The organism is Enterococcus sp. DIV1208 (genome assembly GCF_050530455.1).
Taxonomy (GTDB): Bacteria; Bacillota; Bacilli; order Lactobacillales; family Enterococcaceae; genus Enterococcus_B; species Enterococcus_B hirae.
The window spans coordinates 1,974,343-1,995,007 of record NZ_CP172887.1 but is presented as its reverse complement, the minus strand read 5'-3'; the positions used below and the strand labels follow the sequence as shown (position 1 = coordinate 1,995,007).

The following is a 20,665-nucleotide window of genomic DNA, read 5'->3' as shown; positions in this document are numbered from 1 at the left end:
GCATATGTATATATAAGGAGGAGAAAAAAATGGCAACAAAAAAAATCTATTTATTCTGTGAAGCAGGTATGTCAACAAGTATTATGGTCAATAAAATGATGGAAGTAGTCACAAAACATCAGATGCCACTAGAAATCCATGCGTTCCCAGCAATCCATGCAGAGGAAAAAGTTGAACAAGAGAAACCGGTAGCTATCTTATTAGGACCACAAGTTCGTCATTTAAGTGACAAAATGAAAAAAACGTTTGAGCCGTTAGGCATTCCTGTAGGCACAATTGCCACAGAAGCATATGGCATGATGGATGGCGAACGTGCGATGAAAGATGTCCTGAAAATGATCAAAGAAAGTAGAAAATGAGTTTTTGTAAACGGAAACAGTCGGAGTCAACAAAAAGATCGGGGGAAAAAAGATGCAAAAATTTTTGAATTGGTTAGAAAAAGTTTTGACACCAATGGCAAAAACGGTTGGAGAAAATAAATATTTGATTGCTATACGAGATGGCTTTTTACTTTCTACACCGTTATTGATCGTGGGGTCATTGTTTCTAGTATTGACCAACTTTCCAATACCAAATTGGAATGAATGGATGGCTGGATTTTTAGGGGAAAATTGGGCAGTCATGTTGAATAAGCCTGCCACTGCCAGTTTTGATATTATGACGATTTTAGCAGTTGGGGGCATCGGTTATAGTTTAGCAAAGCAATTTAAAGTGGATGCGATGCAAGCAGCAATTATTTCTTTAGTTTCATTCTTTATCGTAACGCCTTTTACCACATTATTTACGCCAGAAGGTTCGACTGAAGTATTTGAAGTCGGAAGTCTTCCTTTACGTTGGATGGGATCAAGTGGTTTATTTTTAGGTATGGTAGTTGCTTTAGTAGCGACTCGTATGTTCGTTGCCTTGATTCGTACAGGGTGGACAATCAAAATGCCAGATGGCGTGCCGCCTACTGTTGTTAAATCGTTTGAAGCATTGATTCCAAGTTTCGTCATCTTAACGTTCTTTATGGTGGCGAATTGGGTAGCGAGTTTAACCACATATGGGAATTTACAAGAAATCCTGTTTAAATTCTTACAAACACCATTGTTAAGTTTAGGGAATACCTTAGGTGCTATGATCATTGCGTACTTATTTTTACATTTTTTCTGGTTTTTCGGAATCAACGGTTCAAGTGTCGTAGGTGCAGTTTTCAATCCAGTTCTTCGTGCTTTATCGATTGAAAATCTAAATGCGTTTAAAGACGGACATGAAATTCCTAATATCATTACAGGTCAATTTCAAGATATGTTTGCAACATTTGGTGGGGGCGGTTCTACCTTATCATTGATTTTGATTATGATTCTTGTATGTAAAAGTCAGCGAGTGAAAAAACTTTCACAATTATCGCTTGTACCAGGAATTTTCGGGATCAATGAACCGATCATCTTTGGTTTACCGATCGTATTAAATCCAATCATTTTGATCCCATTTGCTTTAGTACCGACGATCAATATCATTATTGCTTATTTTTGTATGGATCTAGGGTTAGTTGCTTACACCAATGGGATTCAACTTCCATGGACAACGCCACCGATCATTTCAGGCTTTTTAGTCAGCGGTTGGCAAGCTTCTGTCCTTCAGGGATTACTTATTTTATTAGGAATGGCAGTTTATTATCCATTCATCAAAGTGTTAGACAATCAATATCTGAAAGAAGAGCTTGAGGCAGAAGAATCAACAGCAGAAGAAATCAATTTTGATGACTTTGATTTTGATACCTTATAAAAAGGAGTAGGAGCATGAAAAAAATCATTTTGATCCTCAACCATGTGACCGCAGGTATGGGAAGTGACGAACAAGCACAATTACCTCCAGGTGGAAAAAAAACAGCTCTAGGACCGGGAGAAACATTAGCGCCATTGTTTAAAGAAAAAAAGGCAGAGATTATTGCTACTTTATACTGCGGTGATCGTTACTATTCAAGTCATCCAGAAGAAGTCAAACAAAAATTTATCGGATTCGCCAAAAAGTTTGGAGCAGATGCGATATTATGTGGACCAGCTATGCATTATCCTAATTTTGGAGAGATGGCAGGCGGGTTAGTCGAAGCTTTTAACAAAGAAGGCATTCCTGCTGTCGCTGCAATGTCTGTTGAAAATCCTGCTGTAGCAAAATATCAGCAAGTGATCCCCATCGTTAAAATGCCAAAAAAAGGTGGGATCGGACTAAATCAATCCTATAAAAATATGGCAACAATCGTGACACAGTTAGCGAAAGGAGAAGAACGAACTTCCTCAGAACAAGAAATGATCTTTTGAATCAAAAGTGAATAAACGGAGCATAATGACTTTTCTTAAGTTGAAAAGCTGTTTCGATAGATGACGGAAAAAAGCCAATCATTACGTATGTTTTGATTGGCTTTTTGTGTGAAGAAGGTTGCAAAGAATAGTTTGCCACAAGCAGGATCAGGGGAGATGAGCAACACGTAAGGCTTTGATCAATGTTTGGGTAGAAAGATTCAATCAATTAGCTAACTGAATTTCATCGTTTGCCAACTTGCTCCTTCTCTTTATTGATTTATTCCTTCTCTTTATTAAAAAGTAGAGTGAAAAATAGACTTGAATCTCAATGGATCGTCCAATAAACTATTTATTGTAAGCGATTTATTCTTAATTGAAGAAAAGTGGTGATGTATGAACAAAGTAAAGATACTCATGAGCTTGTTTGTTAGCTCTATACTTCTATTGTTGGTTTCTCATCCCCAAGAAATAGCGGCAACTACAAGCAAGTCTAATGTAGGAACACATGCAACATTTTCCAAAGTAATGACTTATGATCAAATGATTGAGCAACTCACAAATGATCTTCAGCTTTCATCAACAAAAGCAAGGCAAAAACTCGAATCTTCGGACAAGATTGTTCACACAGTTACTCGAAATAGAGCAACCTTTCGTGTACTGTCGCATACTGTGACGGTGAATAAGACGTACAAGCCAACGATGCGGTTTTATTGTGAAACGAGTGAAAGTGGTCATTTTAGAGCGATTAAACGAATAGTAGCAATAAATTTGGTTAGAGAAGACCAGAAAGTGGCAAAAGCCTTTTCCGGAACTGTCTATGTCAACTTAGAAGAAGCCAATCGTATCTATTATATCGTGAATGGTGACTTCTTTAATCAAGGCACGACTTCATGGAAAAACGGATCAACGAGTGGTGTAGACAGTGCGCTAGATCTAAGGTTTACTACAAAGGATGCCGGGAGCCATTACCAATACAGTTATAGTGAAAACCGAATCACTTTTTGATTTGCAGGCGGGTAAGGAAGTGGACAGCGATCGCTAACCATTGCTGAATAATAGTGAATGGTTAAAGAAAAGTGATGGGAGAGATATGGGTGGCTCGTAAAACTTAGTTTACACAAAAAATAACGAAAAAAGCTGATCCATACATGCGGATCAGCTTTTTATCTTTTAAATTTAGAAAGCAAAACATTCCCAAATATGCTAAGATAGCAATAGACGCGTCCTGAGGGAATCGAACCCCCGTCTCAAGAACCGGAATCTTACGTGATATCCACTACACTAAGGACGCAAGTACAGACACAATTGTAACGAAACTAAAAAAAAATTACAAGGGGAATGGACAAAAAAATGAAATTTCAACAAAACTTTTCACAAAAACAACAGCAAACACAAAAATTAGCCATGACACAACATCTGCAACAGTCCATCCAGGTATTGCAATATAACAGTGAAGAGCTCTTGGCATTTGTTGAAAATCAAGCATTAGAAAATCCATTGATAGAAGTAGTGGAACCAGAATGGCAATCTGACTATCAGAAGATCAGATCAGCCAATGATAATGAAGAAACCAACTACTTAAATCAAATTCCCGATACCAGTGTTTCCTTATTTGAATCATTGATCGAACAGATCCATTTGAACTATCGGCAGACCTTCTTACGTCAGTTAGTTCTTTATTTAGTCGAGTACATTGATTTAAATGGATTTTTGACGATTGATTTAAAAGAGGCACAAGAACAAACAAATGCAACTTCGATTGAGATCCTTGATGCACTGACGCTGGTCCAACAACTTGAACCAGCAGGTGTGGGGGCACGAAGTTTACAAGAGTGTTTGATGTTACAAACGGAAAGAGATGACTTTGCACCAGAGTTAGCGTATATCGTTTTGGAAGAGTGTTTTGAGTTGCTGGTTGATCGCAAATGGAAAGAGATCGCTCAACGCTTTTCAATCGAACTTAGTGAAGTACAACGAATCTTTGATTACATCCAAACACTTAGCCCAAGCCCTGGCCGAATTTTTGATCGAAGCAGTGAACTATATATCATTCCTGATGTCAAAGTGATGGTTGATAAGGACCAAAAAGTGTCTGTCCTCTCTAGACGAGGAAATCAACCAGACGTTCGTTTCCAAGAACATTATTTTAATCAGATGCTTAAAAGAGCAGACAAAGAAACGCAAGCGTACTTGAAAGAACGGAAACAAGAATTTGACTGGTTGAAAAAAACGATTCTACAACGAGGGGATACGATTTTACGGGTGGCTCAAATCATTGTTTCCCATCAACAAGCCTTTTTCACAAATAAAGAAAGACCAATTAAACCGCTGACATTAAAAGAAGTGGCAAAAGAGTTGGAAGTACATGAATCCACTGTCAGCCGTGCCGTCAATGGAAAATACCTGGAAACTGAATTTGGGGTTTTCGAGCTTAAGAAATTCTTTACAACTAGACTACAGCAAAGTGGGACAGATACTGAGACCGATCTCTCAGCTGATACTGCACAAAAGAAAATCCAAGAACTTGTGGATCAAGAAGACAAAATCAAACCACTTTCTGATCAAAAGATCGTAGAATTATTAAAAAAAGATGAAATATTGATTTCAAGAAGGACGGTTGCAAAATATCGTGACCTGCTGGGAATCCCAAGTTCATCGAAAAGAAAACGTTATGATAGATAATGTGAATCTCGACTAGAAAAAAATGAAAAGTTTTTTCTAGTCTTTTTTTATTGAAAAAAACGGGTAAAACTGTTAGACTTACATTCGTGAGGTTGAGATTTTCCTTTTAAATACTTAGTAGTAGGAAAGTCGCTTTTCTTTTTTTATCGTACATGGGTCGTTTTGAGTCTACATTGGACAAATATCGTCCAACTAAGGAGATCGCTATGCTTGATGAATTGAAAATGATTGAATCTGTTGCACCGGATATTATCGAGGTTTTACAGGAAAGATATAAAATTTTACGTAATATTTATTGGATGCAGCCAATAGGTCGTCGTAGTTTATCAGAGAGTATGGGCATCACAGAACGCGTATTACGAACAGAAACAGATCTATTGAAACAGTTAGATTTGATCAACACCTCTAAAAGCGGTATGACTTTGACCAAAAAAGGAGAAGAAGTTTATCAAAGCCTTGAGAACTTCATGGATCAACTTTTAGGAATGCATCAGACAGAAAAAAAACTGGCTGAGTATTTTGGGAATCAACGTTGTATCGTGGTATCAGGAAACAGTGAAGAACAGCCTAAAGTGGCGGATGCTTTTGGTGAAGCATTAAATGAAGCTTTAGATTTGTTACTACCGGAGGGCAATAATATCATTGCTGTAATGGGGGGAACAACGATGGCTGTAGTAGCTGAACAACTGACAAATTTGGAAAACAATCAGCGACATAATCTATTTGTGCCAGCTCGTGGTGGTATCGGAGAGGCTGTGACTGTACAAGCCAATTCCGTAAGTGCTAGAATGGCTACAAAAGCAAGTGGAAATCATCGTGCATTGTATGTTCCAGAACAATTAAGTTTAGCAACGTACAATTCCTTGCTCAATGAACCCTCTATTCAAGAAGTGTTAAACTTGATTAGTCAGGCAAATTGTGTTATTCATAGTATTGGACGCGCACTCCATATGGCAGCACGTCGAAAAATGACTGAAAAGGAATTAGTCATGCTGAAACAGGCGAATGCGGTGGCGGAATCTTTCGGCTATTTTTTTAATGAAAATGGCGAAGTCGTATATAAAGTTCCTCGCATCGGAATCGAATTGAAAGATTTGGCAAATGTACCCATCATTCTTGCGATTGCTGGGGGAAAGTCAAAAGCAAAAGCGATTCGCGCCTATATGAAAAATGCACCAAAACAAACGTGGCTCATCACTGATGAAGCTGCAGCAAAAGAGATTTTAAAAGGGGTATCCCTTTAAAATAAATATTTTTTTGATTTTCATAAGGAGGAAATCTTAAATGACAGTTAAAGTAGGTATTAATGGTTTTGGACGTATCGGACGTCTAGCATTCCGTCGTATCCAAGATGTAGATGGAATCGAAGTAGTAGCAATCAACGACTTAACAGATGCTAAAATGTTAGCACACTTGTTAAAATATGACACAACTCAAGGACGTTTCAACGGAACAGTTGAAGTTCACGAAGGTTCATTCAACGTTAACGGAAAAGAAGTTAAAGTTTTAGCTAACCGTAACCCTGAAGAATTACCTTGGGGCGAACTAGGTGTTGACATCGTTCTAGAATGTACTGGTTTCTTCACTTCAAAAGCAGCTGCTGAAAAACATTTAACAGCTGGTGCTAAACGTGTTGTTATCTCAGCTCCTGGTGGAAATGACGTTCCAACAATCGTTTATAACACAAACCACGAAACATTAACTGGTAAAGAAACAGTTATCTCAGGTGCTTCATGTACTACTAACTGTTTAGCTCCTATGGCTAAAACATTAAACGACAAATTTGGTGTTGTTGAAGGATTAATGACAACTATCCACGCTTACACAGGTGACCAAATGACTCTAGACGGACCTCATCCTAAAGGTGACTTCCGCCGTGCACGCGCTGCTGCTGCAAACATCGTTCCTAACTCAACAGGTGCTGCTAAAGCTATCGGTTTAGTAATCCCTGAATTGAACGGTAAATTAGACGGAGCTGCTCAACGTGTTCCTGTACCAACAGGTTCATTAACTGAATTAGTTACAGTTCTTGAAAAAGAAGTAACTGTTGACGAAATCAACGCAGCAATGAAAGAAGCTTCAAACGAATCTTACGGATACAACACAGACGAAATCGTTTCTTCTGATATCGTTGGTATGACTTTCGGTTCATTATTTGACGCTACACAAACTAAAGTAATGACTGTTGGCGACAAACAATTAGTTAAAACTGTTGCTTGGTATGACAACGAAATGTCTTACACTGCACAATTAGTACGTACTTTAGAATACTTCGCTAACTTATAAGATAGACCAAACGTACAAGTGTAATTTATAAGCATGTACACTTAAAAGCGGGGAAGCAATCGCGCTTCTTCCGCTTTTTTTGATAGTAAGTTTATTTAGGAGGAAATAAAATGGCTAAGAAAACAGTGAAAGATATTGATTTAAAAGATAAAAAAGTTCTTGTCCGTGTTGACTTTAATGTTCCTTTGAAAGATGGCGTGATCACAGATGACACACGTATCAAAGCAGCATTACCAACAATCAACTACGTATTAGAACAAGGCGGAAAAGCAATTCTTTTCTCTCACTTAGGACGTGTAAAAACGGAAGAAGATAAAGAAGGTAAATCTTTAGCTCCAGTTGCAAAACGTTTAGGCGAACTATTAGGAAAAGAAGTAACTTTCGTTCCTGAAACTCGTGGTGCAGAATTAGAAGCAGCAATCAATGGCATGAAAGATGGCGACGTGGTTGTTTTTGAAAACACTCGTTTTGAAGACATTGATGGCAAAAAAGAAAGCAAAAATGATGCAGACCTAGGTAAATACTGGGCTTCATTAGGTGATGTATTTGTCAATGATGCTTTCGGTACAGCTCACCGTGCGCATGCTTCAAACGTCGGAATTGCTTCAACTGGTATCCCAACAGTTGCTGGATTCTTGATGGAAAAAGAAATCAAATTTATCGGTGAAGCCGTTGAAGAACCAAAACGCCCTATGATCGCAATCTTAGGTGGCGCAAAAGTTTCTGATAAAATCGGTGTAATCGAAAACTTGATTCCTAAAGCAGACAAAATCTTGATCGGTGGCGGAATGACTTACACATTCTACGAAGCTAAAGGAATCAAAATCGGTAACTCTTTAGTAGAAGCTGATAAAGTTGAATTAGCAAAAGAATTGATCGAAAAAGCTGGCGACAAATTAGTCTTGCCAATCGATAACGTTTGTGCTCCAGAGTTCTCAAACGATGTTGAAACACAAGTAATCGAAGGCGATATCCCTGAAGGATTGATGGCTTTAGACATCGGCCCTGCGTCAGTGAAATTATTTGCTGATACATTACAAGGTGCAAAAACAGTTGTTTGGAACGGACCAATGGGTGTGTTCGAAATGAGTAACTTTGCTAAAGGTACAATCGGTGTTTGTGAAGCAATCGCTAACCTTGAAGATGCAACAACAATCATCGGTGGTGGTGACTCAGCAGCAGCTGCAGAACAATTAGGTTTTGCTGACAAATTCACACATATCTCAACAGGTGGCGGCGCAAGCTTAGAATTACTAGAAGGTAAAGAACTACCTGGTTTAGCTGCAATCAACGATAAATAAGCATCGTTCGTTGTATCTGATTTAGATGAAGACAGCTGCTTTTTGCAACGGTGAATTGATTCAAACTCAAATAAACTTAACCAAAAAGCAGCTTTTTCTTTTTATACGTGGAGGAGAGTTCCACGACTCATAATTTTAAAGGAGTGCATACTGTCATGCGTAAACCAATTATCGCTGGTAACTGGAAAATGAACAAAACTGCATCTGAAGCAAAAGAATTTGCTGAAGCAGTAAAAAACAACATCCCTTCAAATGAAAAAGTTGATTCTGTTATCGGATCACCTGCTTTGTTCTTACAAGAACTAATGGCTTCAGCTGAAGGAACAGAATTAAAAATCTCAGCACAAAACTGCTACTGGGAAAACTCAGGTGCATTCACAGGTGAAACTTCACCAGCTGCTTTAGCAGACTTAGGTGTGGACTATGTGATCATCGGACATTCAGAACGTCGTGAATACTTCCATGAAACAGATGAAGACATCAACAAAAAAGCGAAAGCTATCTTTGCAAACGGCATGATCCCAATTCTTTGCTGTGGTGAATCTTTAGAAACTTACGAAGCTGGAAAAACAGCTGAATGGATCGAAGGACAAATCACTGCTGGTCTTGAAGGATTGACAGATGGCCAAGTAAGCAACATGGTTATTGCTTACGAACCAATTTGGGCAATCGGTACTGGTAAATCAGCTGATGCACAAATTGCTGACGAAATCTGTGGCGTTGTACGTCAAACAGTTGAAAAATTATACGGCAAGGAAGTATCTGATGCAGTACGTATCCAATACGGTGGTTCTGTAAAACCAGAAAACATTGCTGAATATATGGCGAAAGAAAATGTTGACGGAGCATTAGTTGGTGGCGCAAGCTTACAAGCTGATTCATTCTTAGCATTATTAGACGCTGTAAAATAATTAGTGAAAATTTGCGAAAAATGCAAGAAATGTTTGCACTAACGCCTAAAATTAACTAAAATCGTATATGAGGGAAATCCCTTAGGAAAAAACAAACTCAAAGGAGAGACAAAACATGTCAATTATTACTGATGTTTACGCTCGCGAGATCTTAGACTCACGCGGTAACCCAACAATCGAAGTAGAAGTATACACAGAAAGCGGAGCTTTTGGCCGTGGAATGGTTCCTTCAGGTGCTTCAACTGGTGAATACGAAGCCGTTGAATTACGTGATGGAGACAAAGCTCGTTATGGCGGTAAAGGTGTAACTAAAGCTGTTGACAACGTAAACAACATCATTGCTGAAGCAATCATTGGCTACGATGTACGTGACCAAATGGCAATCGATAAAGCTATGATCGCTTTAGACGGAACTCCTAACAAAGGTAAATTAGGTGCGAACGCAATTTTAGGTGTATCTATCGCTGTTGCTCGTGCAGCTGCTGACTACCTAGAAGTACCTTTATACCACTACCTAGGCGGATTCAATACAAAAGTTTTACCAACTCCAATGATGAACATCATCAACGGTGGATCACATGCGGATAACTCAATCGACTTCCAAGAATTCATGATCATGCCTGTTGGCGCTCCAACATTCAAAGAAGCTCTACGTATGGGTGCTGAAGTATTCCACGCATTAGCAGCAATCTTGAAATCTCGTGGATTAGCTACTTCTGTTGGTGACGAAGGTGGATTCGCTCCTAACCTTGGTTCAAACGAAGAAGGTTTTGAAGTAATCATCGAAGCAATCGAAAAAGCTGGCTATGTACCTGGTAAAGACGTTGTTCTTGCTATGGATGCTGCTTCTTCAGAATTCTACGACAAAGAAAAAGGTGTTTACGTATTAGCTGATTCAGGCGAAGGCGAAAAAACAACTGACGAAATGATCAAATTCTACGAAGAATTAGTTTCTAAATATCCAATCATCTCAATCGAAGACGGATTAGACGAAAACGACTGGGACGGATTCAAGAAATTAACTGACGTATTAGGCGACAAAGTTCAATTAGTTGGTGACGACTTGTTCGTAACAAACACTCAAAAATTATCTGAAGGTATTGAAAAAGGAATCGCTAACTCAATCCTAATCAAAGTTAACCAAATCGGTACTTTGACAGAAACTTTTGAAGCAATCGAAATGGCTAAAGAAGCTGGCTACACAGCAGTTGTTTCTCACCGTTCAGGTGAAACAGAAGATTCAACAATCTCTGATATTGCTGTTGCAACAAACGCTGGTCAAATCAAAACTGGTTCTCTATCACGTACTGACCGTATTGCTAAATACAACCAATTACTACGTATCGAAGACCAATTAGGCGAAGTTGCTGAATACAAAGGTTTGAAATCTTTCTACAACTTAAAAAACAAATAATTTTAGGACGATCAAGTAAGTACGACGGATAGCGGAGCGTCGATTATGTAGCTGCGCTGGTCTACTTCATTCTTAAGTTATTAAAAAGTACCTTTCTCTTATCTTGAAGATAGGAGAAAGGTCTTTTTTTGCAGAAAAAAATTTAGAGATTATCCTAACAAAAACTGAATTACATAATCGTTTTTTGTCACGTTTACAAACGATTTAATTATTGCTAAAATATTACGATAAAAGCAAAAAACAGAATAATGGGGAAAGTGAATGAAAGAAAAAATCTTTAAGGGATTAAAATGGTTTGGTATTTTGATCCTAAGTATCATTTTACTGGTCGTGATCGCTTTTCAAGTTTCGCCAAGACCAGGTGCTTATGTGATCCGACATCTGTTTAGCGACGCTGTAACGATCACAGATAAAGAAACGTATGAACAAGCAAAAGCAACCACTAGTTTGCTCGCCGATCGTTCTTATCAGTCGCAATTCAAAAAAAACAACTATGATATCTATTCTCCTAAAGATAGTGAAGCACCATTGCCAACGTTGATCTGGGTTCACGGTGGAGGTTATGTGAGTGGAGATAAAGTAGGAGTAAAAGAATTTGCAACAAAATTAGCTTCAGATGCGCACATCGCAGTTGTTGCTATGAACTATGAGCCGGCACCTAGTTCTCAGTATCCCAATCAAGTAGTCCAAGTCAATGAATTAGTCCAACAATTAAAAAAAGAGAACAATCAGAAGTTGGATCTTTCGAAGCTGATTTTTGGTGGTGACAGTGCAGGCGCTCAGATTGCCTTACAGTATGTCACTATCCAAACAAATCAGCAGTATGCAAAAGAAATGAAGATGAACCAAATAATCGATCCATCGGCGATCAAAGGGGCCATTTCTTACTGTGGGCCAGTTGACTTGCAACAAACAGCAAAACAGCAATCGAGTGATCGATTGATGCATTTCTTCGTTAAAACGGTAGCTTGGTCTTTGATTGGAACGAAAGATTGGCAAACAGACGAACGCTTATATCAAGCCAGTTTAGTTGATCAAGTTTCAAAAGACTTTCCGCCTACGTATATCACAGATGGAAATACGTATTCATTTCAAGATCAAGGGATTGCTTTCGCAAATAAATTAAAAGAGTTAGACGTTCCTGTAGACGAACTATTTTATAAAGACCAGAAAAAAGAAATCAGTCATGAATATCAATTTAATTATACATTGCCAGAATCAAAAACTTGTTATGAGAAAACGGAGCGGTTCATTGAAAACTGTTTTCGATCTACAACAGCTCAATAACGAATTGCCGAAGCATCCCGAAATAGCTCCTTCTATTTTGGGGTGCTTCGATGTCTTTAGACATAGGAGTGTCAATGGCTGCTGCTAGCTAATCGACTGAGAATGGATGAATGATTGAAAATGACACACTGTTTCAGTAAAATAGAAAGAAACAGTAGGAGTGTGGGACACGATGGGAAATGAAGAAAAAATAGCTATTTTACAAGAACTGATCCGAATCAAGTCAGTGAATGGGAACGAAGGGGAAGTAGCCGCCTACTTAAATCAATTATTGAATCAACATGGAATCCAAGGAGAAATCATTTCTCACACTGAGGGGCGTGATAACTTGGTGGCGACGTATCACAATGGTCAAGGAAGAGTATTAGGTTTGTCTGGTCACATGGATGTTGTGTCTGCAGGAGACGAATCGAATTGGACCTATCCGCCTTTTGCAGCAGAAATAAAAGGCAATCGTTTGTATGGTCGTGGTGCTACCGATATGAAAAGCGGGCTAGCCGCTATGGTGATTGCGATGATTGAATTGAAAGAGTCTGGCAAACCGTTTAATGGGACAATCAAATTATTAGCGACAGTAGGGGAAGAAGTCGGAGAATTAGGTAGTGAACAACTGACAAAAGCAGGTTATGTCGACGATTTAGACGGACTGATCATTGGGGAACCTACCAATTACCATTTGATGTATACTCACATGGGTTCAATTAACTATACCGTTGTTTCTCATGGTAAAGAAGCTCACAGCTCAATGCCTCAAGAAGGCTACAATGCGATCAACCATTTAAATGAATTTATTACGCGTGCAAACGAGCAAATGGATGCTTTAGCGAATGATTTCCAAAATTCAGCGTTAGGAAAAACGATTCATAACGTTACAGTGATCAACGGAGGAAATCAAGTCAACAGTATTCCAAGTCAGGCGCAATTACAAGGAAATATCCGCTCAATCCCTGAATTTCCAAACGATCAAATCATTGATTTATTGCAAAAGATCGTGGATGAATTGAATGAAGGAACGAACTATCACTTAGAATTGACGATCGACTACAATAAGATTCCTGTGAAAGCAAATCCTGATTCTTCGTTGATCCACCATATTCAAAAACAGTTCAAGCAACCATTGCCCCTAGTAGGTGCAGCAGCAACGACAGATGCAGCTGAATTTACTAAATCCGCTCACTCCTTCGATTTTGTGGTATTCGGTCCCGGAGTCGTAAACTTGCCTCATCAAATAGACGAATATGTAGAAATCGATAATTACTTGGATATGATTGACACATATCAAGCAATCATCTTGTCTTATTTAGCATAACAGCCTATTTTGGTTCAAAGTACAAAAAAGTACAAAGTAGATCCTTCAATTAAATCAAAAAAAAGCAAAACAAATTTTCATGTTTTGCGTTTTTTTTTGATTTACTAATTGAAGTAACCGACTTCTATTCGCACGTGTATTTACTCCAGCTCATCACAACTACGCAGCTCAAATCGCTCTGTTCACAACCCTTTTCGGCAATGCCAAGACGACAAGGGTGACGACGACTACTGAGAGCAGGCGGTCGAGGTAATCGGTACCCGCTTGAACGAGAATCACGCTCATTGTTTGATTGAACCCAATTCCATGGAGGAACTGAACGATCATGCTTGAACCAGAAGAAGTGACTCCCCCAAAGAGTTTTACAGTGATTAGGGAAGAAAGGATGGTTCCAGGCAGTGATAAGACAAGCGCCCAGAAAACTAAGGTCCAGCGGTTCTTACTTCGAGTGAATCGTTGATGGAAAATCACTCCAGCAAGTAAACCTGTTACCATTTGAACAGGTGAATAATACAACGAGAAGATATCGGTGGTAACACCACTTAATACCCCGCTGGCTAAGCCAGTGAGTAACCCAAATACCGGACCTAACAAAGTCCCAGCGAATATGGTACCGATCGAATCAAGATAGATCGGTAATCGTAGCCATAATGCAATGGTTCCGCCGATATAATTGATTCCGATACATAAAGCGACGATCGTAATCGTCTGTGTGGTGATTCTTTTTTTGCGCATGTTTTTCATCCCATCTTTAATTTTTCCAGATCTTTTTTAATCGTTTCTTCTTGTGCATTTAAAAGAACGGTCAAAAACTTCCGAAAAAATAGATGAGTATCAACTTCTGTCATAATGGTGCTGTTTGGTGCTTTTTGCCAAAAATCAAAGCGATCGACTAGTGTTTGCCCACGGCTGATTCCTTGCGTTTCAACAGCGGTATAACTAGTAAATCCCTGACAAATGCTTTCGTCGATAAAGTAGGCAACGGCCAGAGGATCATTGATGACGCACCCTGGGATTCTTTCTTGTTGCCAGTGAAAATCGAAATAAAAACGAGTGATCGCTTTTAGAAATTCTCCTTCTTCAGGATTGAGCTGACAACAATATTCTAATAAGGTAGGTGTCAAAACGATTTCTCTCGTAACATCTAAACCGACCATTTCAATCGTGTTCCCTAAATTTTCAAACACAAAGGCAGCTGCATCAGGATCGCACCAATAATTGTACTCAGCAACTGGTGAACAGTTTCCGTGGCTTTTGTAGGTGCCACCCATTGAAATAAATCGCTCGAAATGTTTCCCTAAATGTGGATTTTTCATCAAAGCACGAGCAATATTGGTCAAAGGGCCAAGTGCAATGATCGAGGTGTTTGTTTCTTTAGAAAAGTATTCCGCCAAAAAATCGACTGCTGATTTTTCTTCTATTTGTTTTTCTTGTACTTGAGCAAAGTTTGTCTCGCCTAATCCGTCCATCCCATGAGTGTCTTGTGCGCTAATAAACGGCTGTTTCAACGGTTGTGTTTGCCCTTGATAGACGGGGATGTCTAAGCGTCCGCAACGTTTCAAACATTTGAAAACATTTTGGCTACCGATCGTCACAGGTACATTACCGCAGACCGTCGTGATCGCAACCACCTCGATTTCGGGGGACTTGATGGCTAACATCAATGCTAAAGTGTCATCGATTCCAGGATCGCAGTCAATAATTACTTTTCGCATTATTTCCAATCTCCTTTCTGTAGAGATACTTAGTTTTTTATTCTGGGAAGTTTCCGAACCAGTCCAAGGATACTCCTTGATTAAAATGCACGGAAACAGTATACTGGCTTTTAAATAAAATGTAAATGTTATCTTATTTTTTATTCCTATTTGATCGGTTTTAAATTTCAATGAAGCCTAGGGTGAAAACTTGAGCAGTTTTTTTAGAAAATGGTACAATGGAATAGAAGGCTATACGGATTGATAATAGAAAAAATATTTATGGAAAGCGGGGAAGATAAGTGATTGTCATGTATCTTATTCTTATAGTTCTCATTTTAGGCGCAGTCATTTATCGTGGACTTTCTTCTTACTATGCGCAAAAATTAATTCAATCGGGTTTACAAAGAGGATATGATTGGTATGAGAAAACTGGTCATCAGTTGATGGACCCATCGGCTTTTACGATCGTGGAAAAGCAACGGCAACTTGCGGAAACAGAAGCTGAGGGCTTTTGGAATAAAGGCAAAGAAATCGAAGTCAAAAGTCATGATGGGTTAAAACTATTAGGACGAATCTTTCAAAGTTCCTCTCCCAACAAAAAATGGGTTGTTTGTGTCCATGACTATCGAAGTGATGGGAAAACAGATATGTCTTATATTGGAAAGAAATATGCAGAAGCAGGGTTTAACGTCTTGATTCCTGATTTGCGTGCTCACGGCAAGAGTGAAGGAGAAATTATCGGGATGGGGTGGTTGGATCGTTTAGACTTGATTATCTGGATCAACTATATTTTACAGATGCAGCCAGATGCTAACATTATTTTACATGGGAGTTCAATGGGTGCCTCTGCTATCATGATGGCTAGTGGGGAAAAACTACCTCCTGCAGTTCGAGGGTTTATCCTGGATAGCGGGTTTGTTTCCGTCTATGCGGAGTTTCGCTACATGTTGAGCAAACTAACCTTTCTTCCTAAAAAGATGATCATGCGCCATGCAAATCGCTATGCAAAGAAATATGCTGGTTATTCTTTGAAACAGGCGTCAGCAACCCGTCAGTTGGGCAGTAACCATCTGCCAGTATTGATCATTCATGGGGAAGAGGATCAGTTCGTTCCAGTCAGTGCCGCTTATACGATCCAAAATGCGACAGCTGGTGAAAATGATCTTTTTCTGATCCCAGAAGCTCAACATTTAGAAGCAGCCGTGAAAGATCCCACCAAATATTGGACGGTTGTTTTCTCATTTATCGAACAGCGAATCGATTGGAGAGAATCAGGTTATTCCGAGTATAAATAATTGTTTGCTGAGAACTAGACTGTTAGAATCAAGGAGAACAAATTATTTGGTCAATACGGGGAGTGGCGAAAATGGAAATTAAAGAAGAAAAAAATCGTTTCGTATTATTGAATGATGAAGCAAAAGAAATCGGGGAAATGACTTGGTCGGATGCAGGACCAGACATCATGATCATTGATCATACATTTGTAGAACCAGAGTATCGTGGACAAAAATTAGCAGAAAAATTAGTGCTTAATGGCGTAGAACTAGCTCGAAGAGAAGGTAAAAAAATTATTCCATTGTGTCCATATGCGAAGAAAGAATTTGAAAGAAAACCTGAATATCAAGATGTGCTTCGTAAATAATCGACTCGTTTTCGTATGATCGTCAATGAATGAAATGACAAAAAGTGGATCTATCCGCTAAATGAACTTTTTTTAAATTAGAGAAACCGAAATTGTAGCAACCGGCTATCAGCGGTGTTATTCTTTCGGTTTTTTCGTCTTTTCAGTCTTTGCCCATGAATAAGTACTAATACTAAATGTTATCTAAAATTGGAGCCCCATTCGCAAGAGAAGGTTGTCAGAGTTTTTTTTATATGATAAAGTAAAATAGATGATATTTTACGGAAAGGAGGCTGCTTAATGTATAATGTAATTTTAGGAATCGTGATCGTGTTATCGATTGTAATGGTCATTGCAATCATGATGCAACCAAGTAAACAAAACAGTGCAGCAAGTGCATTTACTGGCGGAGCGGATCAATTATTCGGTAAACAAAAAGCACGTGGTTTTGAAGCAGTCATGCAACGTTCGACAGCGGTAATGGGTGCCATTTGGATGATTTTATTATTTGTACTAGCCTTTTTATCTTCTAAATAAAAAGTTGATTTAACGATTAGTCGAAATAATTATGAATCGTTTTTTCGTTCAAAAAATTTCGGCTTAATTTTTTAAGTAGTTGATTTGAATGAGCGAAAAAAGAATTCCTTTCATGCAGAGCAGTGATTGACGTCGCGGCTCTTTTTATTTGCCAAAAGAGCGGTTTTGTCCTAAGGGATCGCCAATCTATGTTAAAATGAGAAGAACGAGGTGAACCTAATGAAAAGTCTACCAAAACCCCTTTATGCAAAACATAGTAAGAGAGCTGTGCTACTTTTACATGCCTATTCTGGAAGTCCGAATGATGTGCGCATGCTGGCTCGATATTTGGAAAAGTCAGAATATACTGTCTATGCTCCATTATTTACTGGACATGGAACGCTAGCTCCACAAGACATTTTAGCGCAAAAAACGGAAACATGGTGGGAAGATACGAAACAAGCCATCCACTTTTTAAAAGCAGAAGGTTTTTCCCAAGTTGCCGTTTTTGGATTATCAATGGGAGGAATCTTCGCTGTTCGAGCATTAGCAGAACAGTCAGAGATCATTGGTGGCGGATGTTTCTGCTCACCGATTTCACCAGTTGAAATTCATGTACCAGAAAATTTTGAGCGATATGAACGTTATGTGCTAAAACTTGCAGGGGAATCTGAACAGGAAATCGAAGAAACTGTCGCTGCGCTTCGACCAAATGTTTATCAGCAATTAGCAGAGATACAAAACCAAGCAGCAATTACAGAAGGAAAACTTAGTGACATCCAAGCACCTGTTTTTTTAGCCCAAGCCGGTCAAGATGAAATGATTGATCCAGCTGGAGTCTACGAAACAGCAAAAAAATTAGCCGATAAAAGAGTGACCCTTCAATGGTATCCCAACAGCAAACATGTGATCACCGTTGGAGAGTCTAGAAAATTACTGGAAAAAGATGTGTTGGAGTTTCTAGAGAATTTACCTTGGAATGAGGAATGAAAATGACAAAAGAAACATTGAAAGAAAAAATTATTTTTTTTATTGAGAGCGAGCGCAAAAAAAGCTTTTCAATGGAAGAAATCGCCCAAGGATTGGGCTTGCAAAAAAGTGAAGATTTCAAGCTACTCGTTCAGACGATCGCTCAAATGGAACGAGAACAAAGTGTGGTCTTTACCAAAAAAGGAAAAGTGAAGCTGCCATTAAAACCAGTATTGATCGAAGGAACGTTTCGGGCCAATGAAAGAGGCTTCGGCTTTGTGACGATTGATCCAGAAGAAGATGATATCTATATTCCTAAAGAAGCAACTGGGTATGCCATGGATGGCGATACGGTAGCGATCGATATCATAAAAACGGCCGATACTGCGATGGATCGTGGAGCAGAAGGTAAAGTAGTTGAGATCCGCAAACGAGCAACTACGCAATTAGCTGGGGAATTTGTAGCTTACACAGAGGAAGAGATAAGTGAAACGGATCTTTATGGGGTGGTTATCCCAAAAGACAAAAAATTGAATCAGTTTAAAGTTTATGCAGCAGCTGAAGGGATTCGACCAGTTGATGGGAGTATCGTAATGGTTGAGCTGACCCATTATCCTGAGAAAAACTACGCGACCAGTTTAGAAGGTATTGTCAAACAAGTCATCGGCCATAAAAATGATCCTGGAATGGATATCCTATCGATTGTTGTCTCAAACGGGATTCCGACAAAATTTCCAGATGATGTCTTGGCAGAAGCTGATCAAGTGCCAGATACGATTAATGAAAAAGACCTAGTTGGCCGGAGAGACTTACGGGAACAATTGATCGTGACGATTGACGGAGAAGATGCCAAAGATTTGGATGATGCCGTTACTGTGAAAAAATTAGCCAACGGTAATTATTTCTTAGGTGTACACATTGCAGATGTTTCCAATTATGTGACCGAAGGAAGCCAGTTAGATCGTGAAGCTTACGAACGAGGAACGAGTGTGTATTTAACCGACCGTGTCATTCCAATGATCCCACAAAGATTATCAAACGGGATTTGTTCATTGAATCCTCACGTACCAAGACTAACAATGAGTTGTGAGATGGAGATTGATCCAAATGGTCAGGTGGTATCTCATGATATTTTCCCAAGTGTCATCCAAACGACGGAACGAATGACCTATACAGCGGTCAATCAGATTTTAGAAGAACAAGATGAGCAGGTAATGGAACGTTATCAGCAATTAGTGCCGATGTTTCAAGAGATGCAAGAGCTACATCAGATTTTAGAAGAAATGCGGATTCGTCGAGGAGCGATTTCTTTTGAAGACCGTGAAGCAAAAATACTCGTAGAACCAGATGGACAACCAACTGATATCTTATTGCGAAGCCGTGGCGTAGGCGAACGGTTGATCGAATCTTTCATGTTGGCGGCAAATGAAACGGTGGCGGAACATTTTAATAAACGCAACTTTCCATTCATTTATCGGATTCACGAGCAACCTAAAGAAGAAAAGATGCAACGTTTCTTTGATTTTGCTTCCGCACTAGGAATCGTCGTTCGTGGAACAAAAGGAACGATCACACCTAAAGATCTTCAAAAAGTCATTGAAAACGTTGAAGACAAGCCGGAATCAGCTGTTATCAATACGATGCTGTTGAGAAGTATGCAACAAGCACGTTATTCAGAAGATAATTTTGGGCACTATGGATTAGCTGCGGAATATTATACGCATTTCACTTCGCCTATCAGACGTTATCCAGATTTGATCGTCCATCGCTTAATTCGCTCGTATGGACAAGACCCAAGTGAAGCAAATCAAACTTATTGGGAAAATGAGCTACCCGAAATTGCGGAACATAGTTCGAAGATGGAACGTCGTGCGGTCGAGGCAGAGCGTGAAGTAGATGCAATGAAGAAAGCTGAATACATGATGGATAAAGTAGGAGAGGAATTTGAAGGGATCATCAGTTCAGTTGTTAAATTTGGGTTGTTTATCGAATTACCCAATACGATTGAAGGTTTGATCCATATCAATGAGTTGAAACAAGACTATTTCCACTTTATTGAGAATCATTTAGCATTAGTAGGCGAACGAACAGGGTTAACTTTTAAAATCGGTCAAAAAGTGCGGGTAAAAGTCATCAAAGCAGACCCGGAAGAACGTGCAATCGACTTTGAATTGATTGATGCAGAAGAAATCGTTCCATTAGAACGTCCAAAAACGTCAAACAAAAATCGTCCTTCTAATCGTCATCAAAAACGTTCATCAAAATCTCATACTGAACGGAATGGAAAGAAAAATTCCTATTCAAATGAGCGGAAAAAAGGAAAAGGACCATCTAATAAAAAAGGGAAAAAACCTTTTTATAAGGGAATTAAGAAGAAAAAGAAAAAATAA

General features: G+C 39.0%; 19 protein-coding genes, 1 tRNA gene and 1 riboswitch. Of the genes, 17 read left to right on the top strand and 3 right to left on the bottom strand.

The window, feature by feature from the left end; all coding sequences use genetic code 11:
- Positions 1-29: 29 nt before the first annotated feature.
- The 4 genes from IGK91_RS09185 to IGK91_RS09170 all read left to right on the top strand — a co-directional run bounded on the left by IGK91_RS09185 (position 30) and on the right by IGK91_RS09170 (position 3,287).
- A complete protein-coding gene (locus tag IGK91_RS09185) occupies positions 30-359 on the top strand; it encodes a PTS sugar transporter subunit IIB (protein WP_010718620.1) in 330 nt (109 codons plus the stop codon).
- Between the two features lie 52 nt (positions 360-411).
- Positions 412-1,767 (top strand): PTS cellobiose transporter subunit IIC, encoded by a 1,356-nt coding sequence (celB, locus tag IGK91_RS09180; RefSeq protein ID WP_010738000.1) that lies wholly within the window; start codon positions 412-414, stop codon positions 1,765-1,767.
- A 14-nt stretch (positions 1,768-1,781) separates the two neighbouring features.
- Positions 1,782-2,300: a GrdB-related putative oxidoreductase gene (locus tag IGK91_RS09175; protein WP_034867362.1), complete on the top strand. Its 519-nt coding sequence runs from the start codon at positions 1,782-1,784 to the stop codon at positions 2,298-2,300.
- A gap of 375 nt (positions 2,301-2,675) precedes the next feature.
- Positions 2,676-3,287 (top strand): hypothetical protein, encoded by a 612-nt coding sequence (locus IGK91_RS09170; protein WP_081123229.1) that lies wholly within the window; start codon positions 2,676-2,678, stop codon positions 3,285-3,287.
- A 214-nt stretch (positions 3,288-3,501) separates the two neighbouring features.
- Here IGK91_RS09170 and IGK91_RS09165 read toward each other — a convergent pair.
- A tRNA-Arg gene (locus tag IGK91_RS09165) sits at positions 3,502-3,573 on the bottom strand.
- Between the two features lie 59 nt (positions 3,574-3,632).
- On the opposite strand from IGK91_RS09165, the gene rpoN reads away from it, so the two are divergent.
- From rpoN to IGK91_RS09125, 8 genes are all read left to right on the top strand, one after another.
- Complete coding sequence (gene rpoN / locus IGK91_RS09160; RefSeq protein WP_010718616.1) at positions 3,633-4,964, top strand: RNA polymerase factor sigma-54; 1,332 nt, start codon at positions 3,633-3,635, stop codon at positions 4,962-4,964.
- Between the two features lie 152 nt (positions 4,965-5,116).
- Positions 5,117-6,208 carry a sugar-binding transcriptional regulator gene (locus IGK91_RS09155; protein ID WP_172595671.1) on the top strand — a complete coding sequence of 364 codons (1,092 nt, stop codon included), beginning with the start codon at positions 5,117-5,119 and terminating at the stop codon, positions 6,206-6,208.
- A gap of 40 nt (positions 6,209-6,248) precedes the next feature.
- The gene (gene gap, locus IGK91_RS09150; protein ID WP_010718614.1) at positions 6,249-7,250 is read left to right on the top strand and encodes a type I glyceraldehyde-3-phosphate dehydrogenase; all 1,002 of its coding nucleotides are present in this window, start codon (positions 6,249-6,251) and stop codon (positions 7,248-7,250) included.
- A 110-nt stretch (positions 7,251-7,360) separates the two neighbouring features.
- Positions 7,361-8,551 (top strand): phosphoglycerate kinase, encoded by a 1,191-nt coding sequence (locus tag IGK91_RS09145; RefSeq protein ID WP_010718613.1) that lies wholly within the window; start codon positions 7,361-7,363, stop codon positions 8,549-8,551.
- Positions 8,552-8,706: 155 nt separating this feature from the next.
- A complete protein-coding gene (tpiA, locus tag IGK91_RS09140; RefSeq protein WP_010718612.1) occupies positions 8,707-9,462 on the top strand; it encodes a triose-phosphate isomerase in 756 nt (251 codons plus the stop codon).
- Between the two features lie 115 nt (positions 9,463-9,577).
- A complete protein-coding gene (gene eno, locus IGK91_RS09135; RefSeq protein WP_010718611.1) occupies positions 9,578-10,876 on the top strand; it encodes a phosphopyruvate hydratase in 1,299 nt (432 codons plus the stop codon).
- Between the two features lie 261 nt (positions 10,877-11,137).
- Complete coding sequence (locus IGK91_RS09130; RefSeq protein WP_181934380.1) at positions 11,138-12,163, top strand: alpha/beta hydrolase; 1,026 nt, start codon at positions 11,138-11,140, stop codon at positions 12,161-12,163.
- Positions 12,164-12,335: 172 nt separating this feature from the next.
- Positions 12,336-13,472: an ArgE/DapE family deacylase gene (locus IGK91_RS09125; RefSeq protein WP_010737993.1), complete on the top strand. Its 1,137-nt coding sequence runs from the start codon at positions 12,336-12,338 to the stop codon at positions 13,470-13,472.
- A gap of 168 nt (positions 13,473-13,640) precedes the next feature.
- On the opposite strand, the gene IGK91_RS09120 is transcribed toward IGK91_RS09125, so the two are convergent.
- Together IGK91_RS09120 and IGK91_RS09115 are read right to left on the bottom strand one after the other, a co-directional pair.
- Positions 13,641-14,207, bottom strand: a complete 567-nt coding sequence (locus tag IGK91_RS09120; RefSeq protein WP_010737992.1) for an ECF transporter S component — start codon at positions 14,205-14,207, stop codon at positions 13,641-13,643.
- Positions 14,208-14,212: 5 nt separating this feature from the next.
- Positions 14,213-15,187: a nucleoside hydrolase gene (locus tag IGK91_RS09115; RefSeq protein WP_081129569.1), complete on the bottom strand. Its 975-nt coding sequence runs from the start codon at positions 15,185-15,187 to the stop codon at positions 14,213-14,215.
- A 23-nt stretch (positions 15,188-15,210) separates the two neighbouring features.
- A riboswitch (PreQ1 riboswitch) is annotated at positions 15,211-15,255 on the bottom strand.
- Between the two features lie 222 nt (positions 15,256-15,477).
- On the opposite strand from IGK91_RS09115, the gene IGK91_RS09110 reads away from it, so the two are divergent.
- The 5 genes from IGK91_RS09110 to rnr all read left to right on the top strand — a co-directional run bounded on the left by IGK91_RS09110 (position 15,478) and on the right by rnr (position 20,665).
- Positions 15,478-16,464: an alpha/beta hydrolase gene (locus tag IGK91_RS09110; RefSeq protein WP_192924302.1), complete on the top strand. Its 987-nt coding sequence runs from the start codon at positions 15,478-15,480 to the stop codon at positions 16,462-16,464.
- Positions 16,465-16,535: 71 nt separating this feature from the next.
- Complete coding sequence (locus tag IGK91_RS09105; protein WP_010718605.1) at positions 16,536-16,811, top strand: GNAT family N-acetyltransferase; 276 nt, start codon at positions 16,536-16,538, stop codon at positions 16,809-16,811.
- A 279-nt stretch (positions 16,812-17,090) separates the two neighbouring features.
- Positions 17,091-17,327: a preprotein translocase subunit SecG gene (gene secG, locus IGK91_RS09100; RefSeq protein WP_010718604.1), complete on the top strand. Its 237-nt coding sequence runs from the start codon at positions 17,091-17,093 to the stop codon at positions 17,325-17,327.
- 219 nt (positions 17,328-17,546) lie between these two features.
- Positions 17,547-18,296, top strand: a complete 750-nt coding sequence (locus IGK91_RS09095) for an alpha/beta hydrolase (RefSeq protein ID WP_181934379.1) — start codon at positions 17,547-17,549, stop codon at positions 18,294-18,296.
- Between the two features lie 2 nt (positions 18,297-18,298).
- Positions 18,299-20,665 (top strand): ribonuclease R, encoded by a 2,367-nt coding sequence (rnr, locus tag IGK91_RS09090; RefSeq protein ID WP_034867370.1) that lies wholly within the window; start codon positions 18,299-18,301, stop codon positions 20,663-20,665.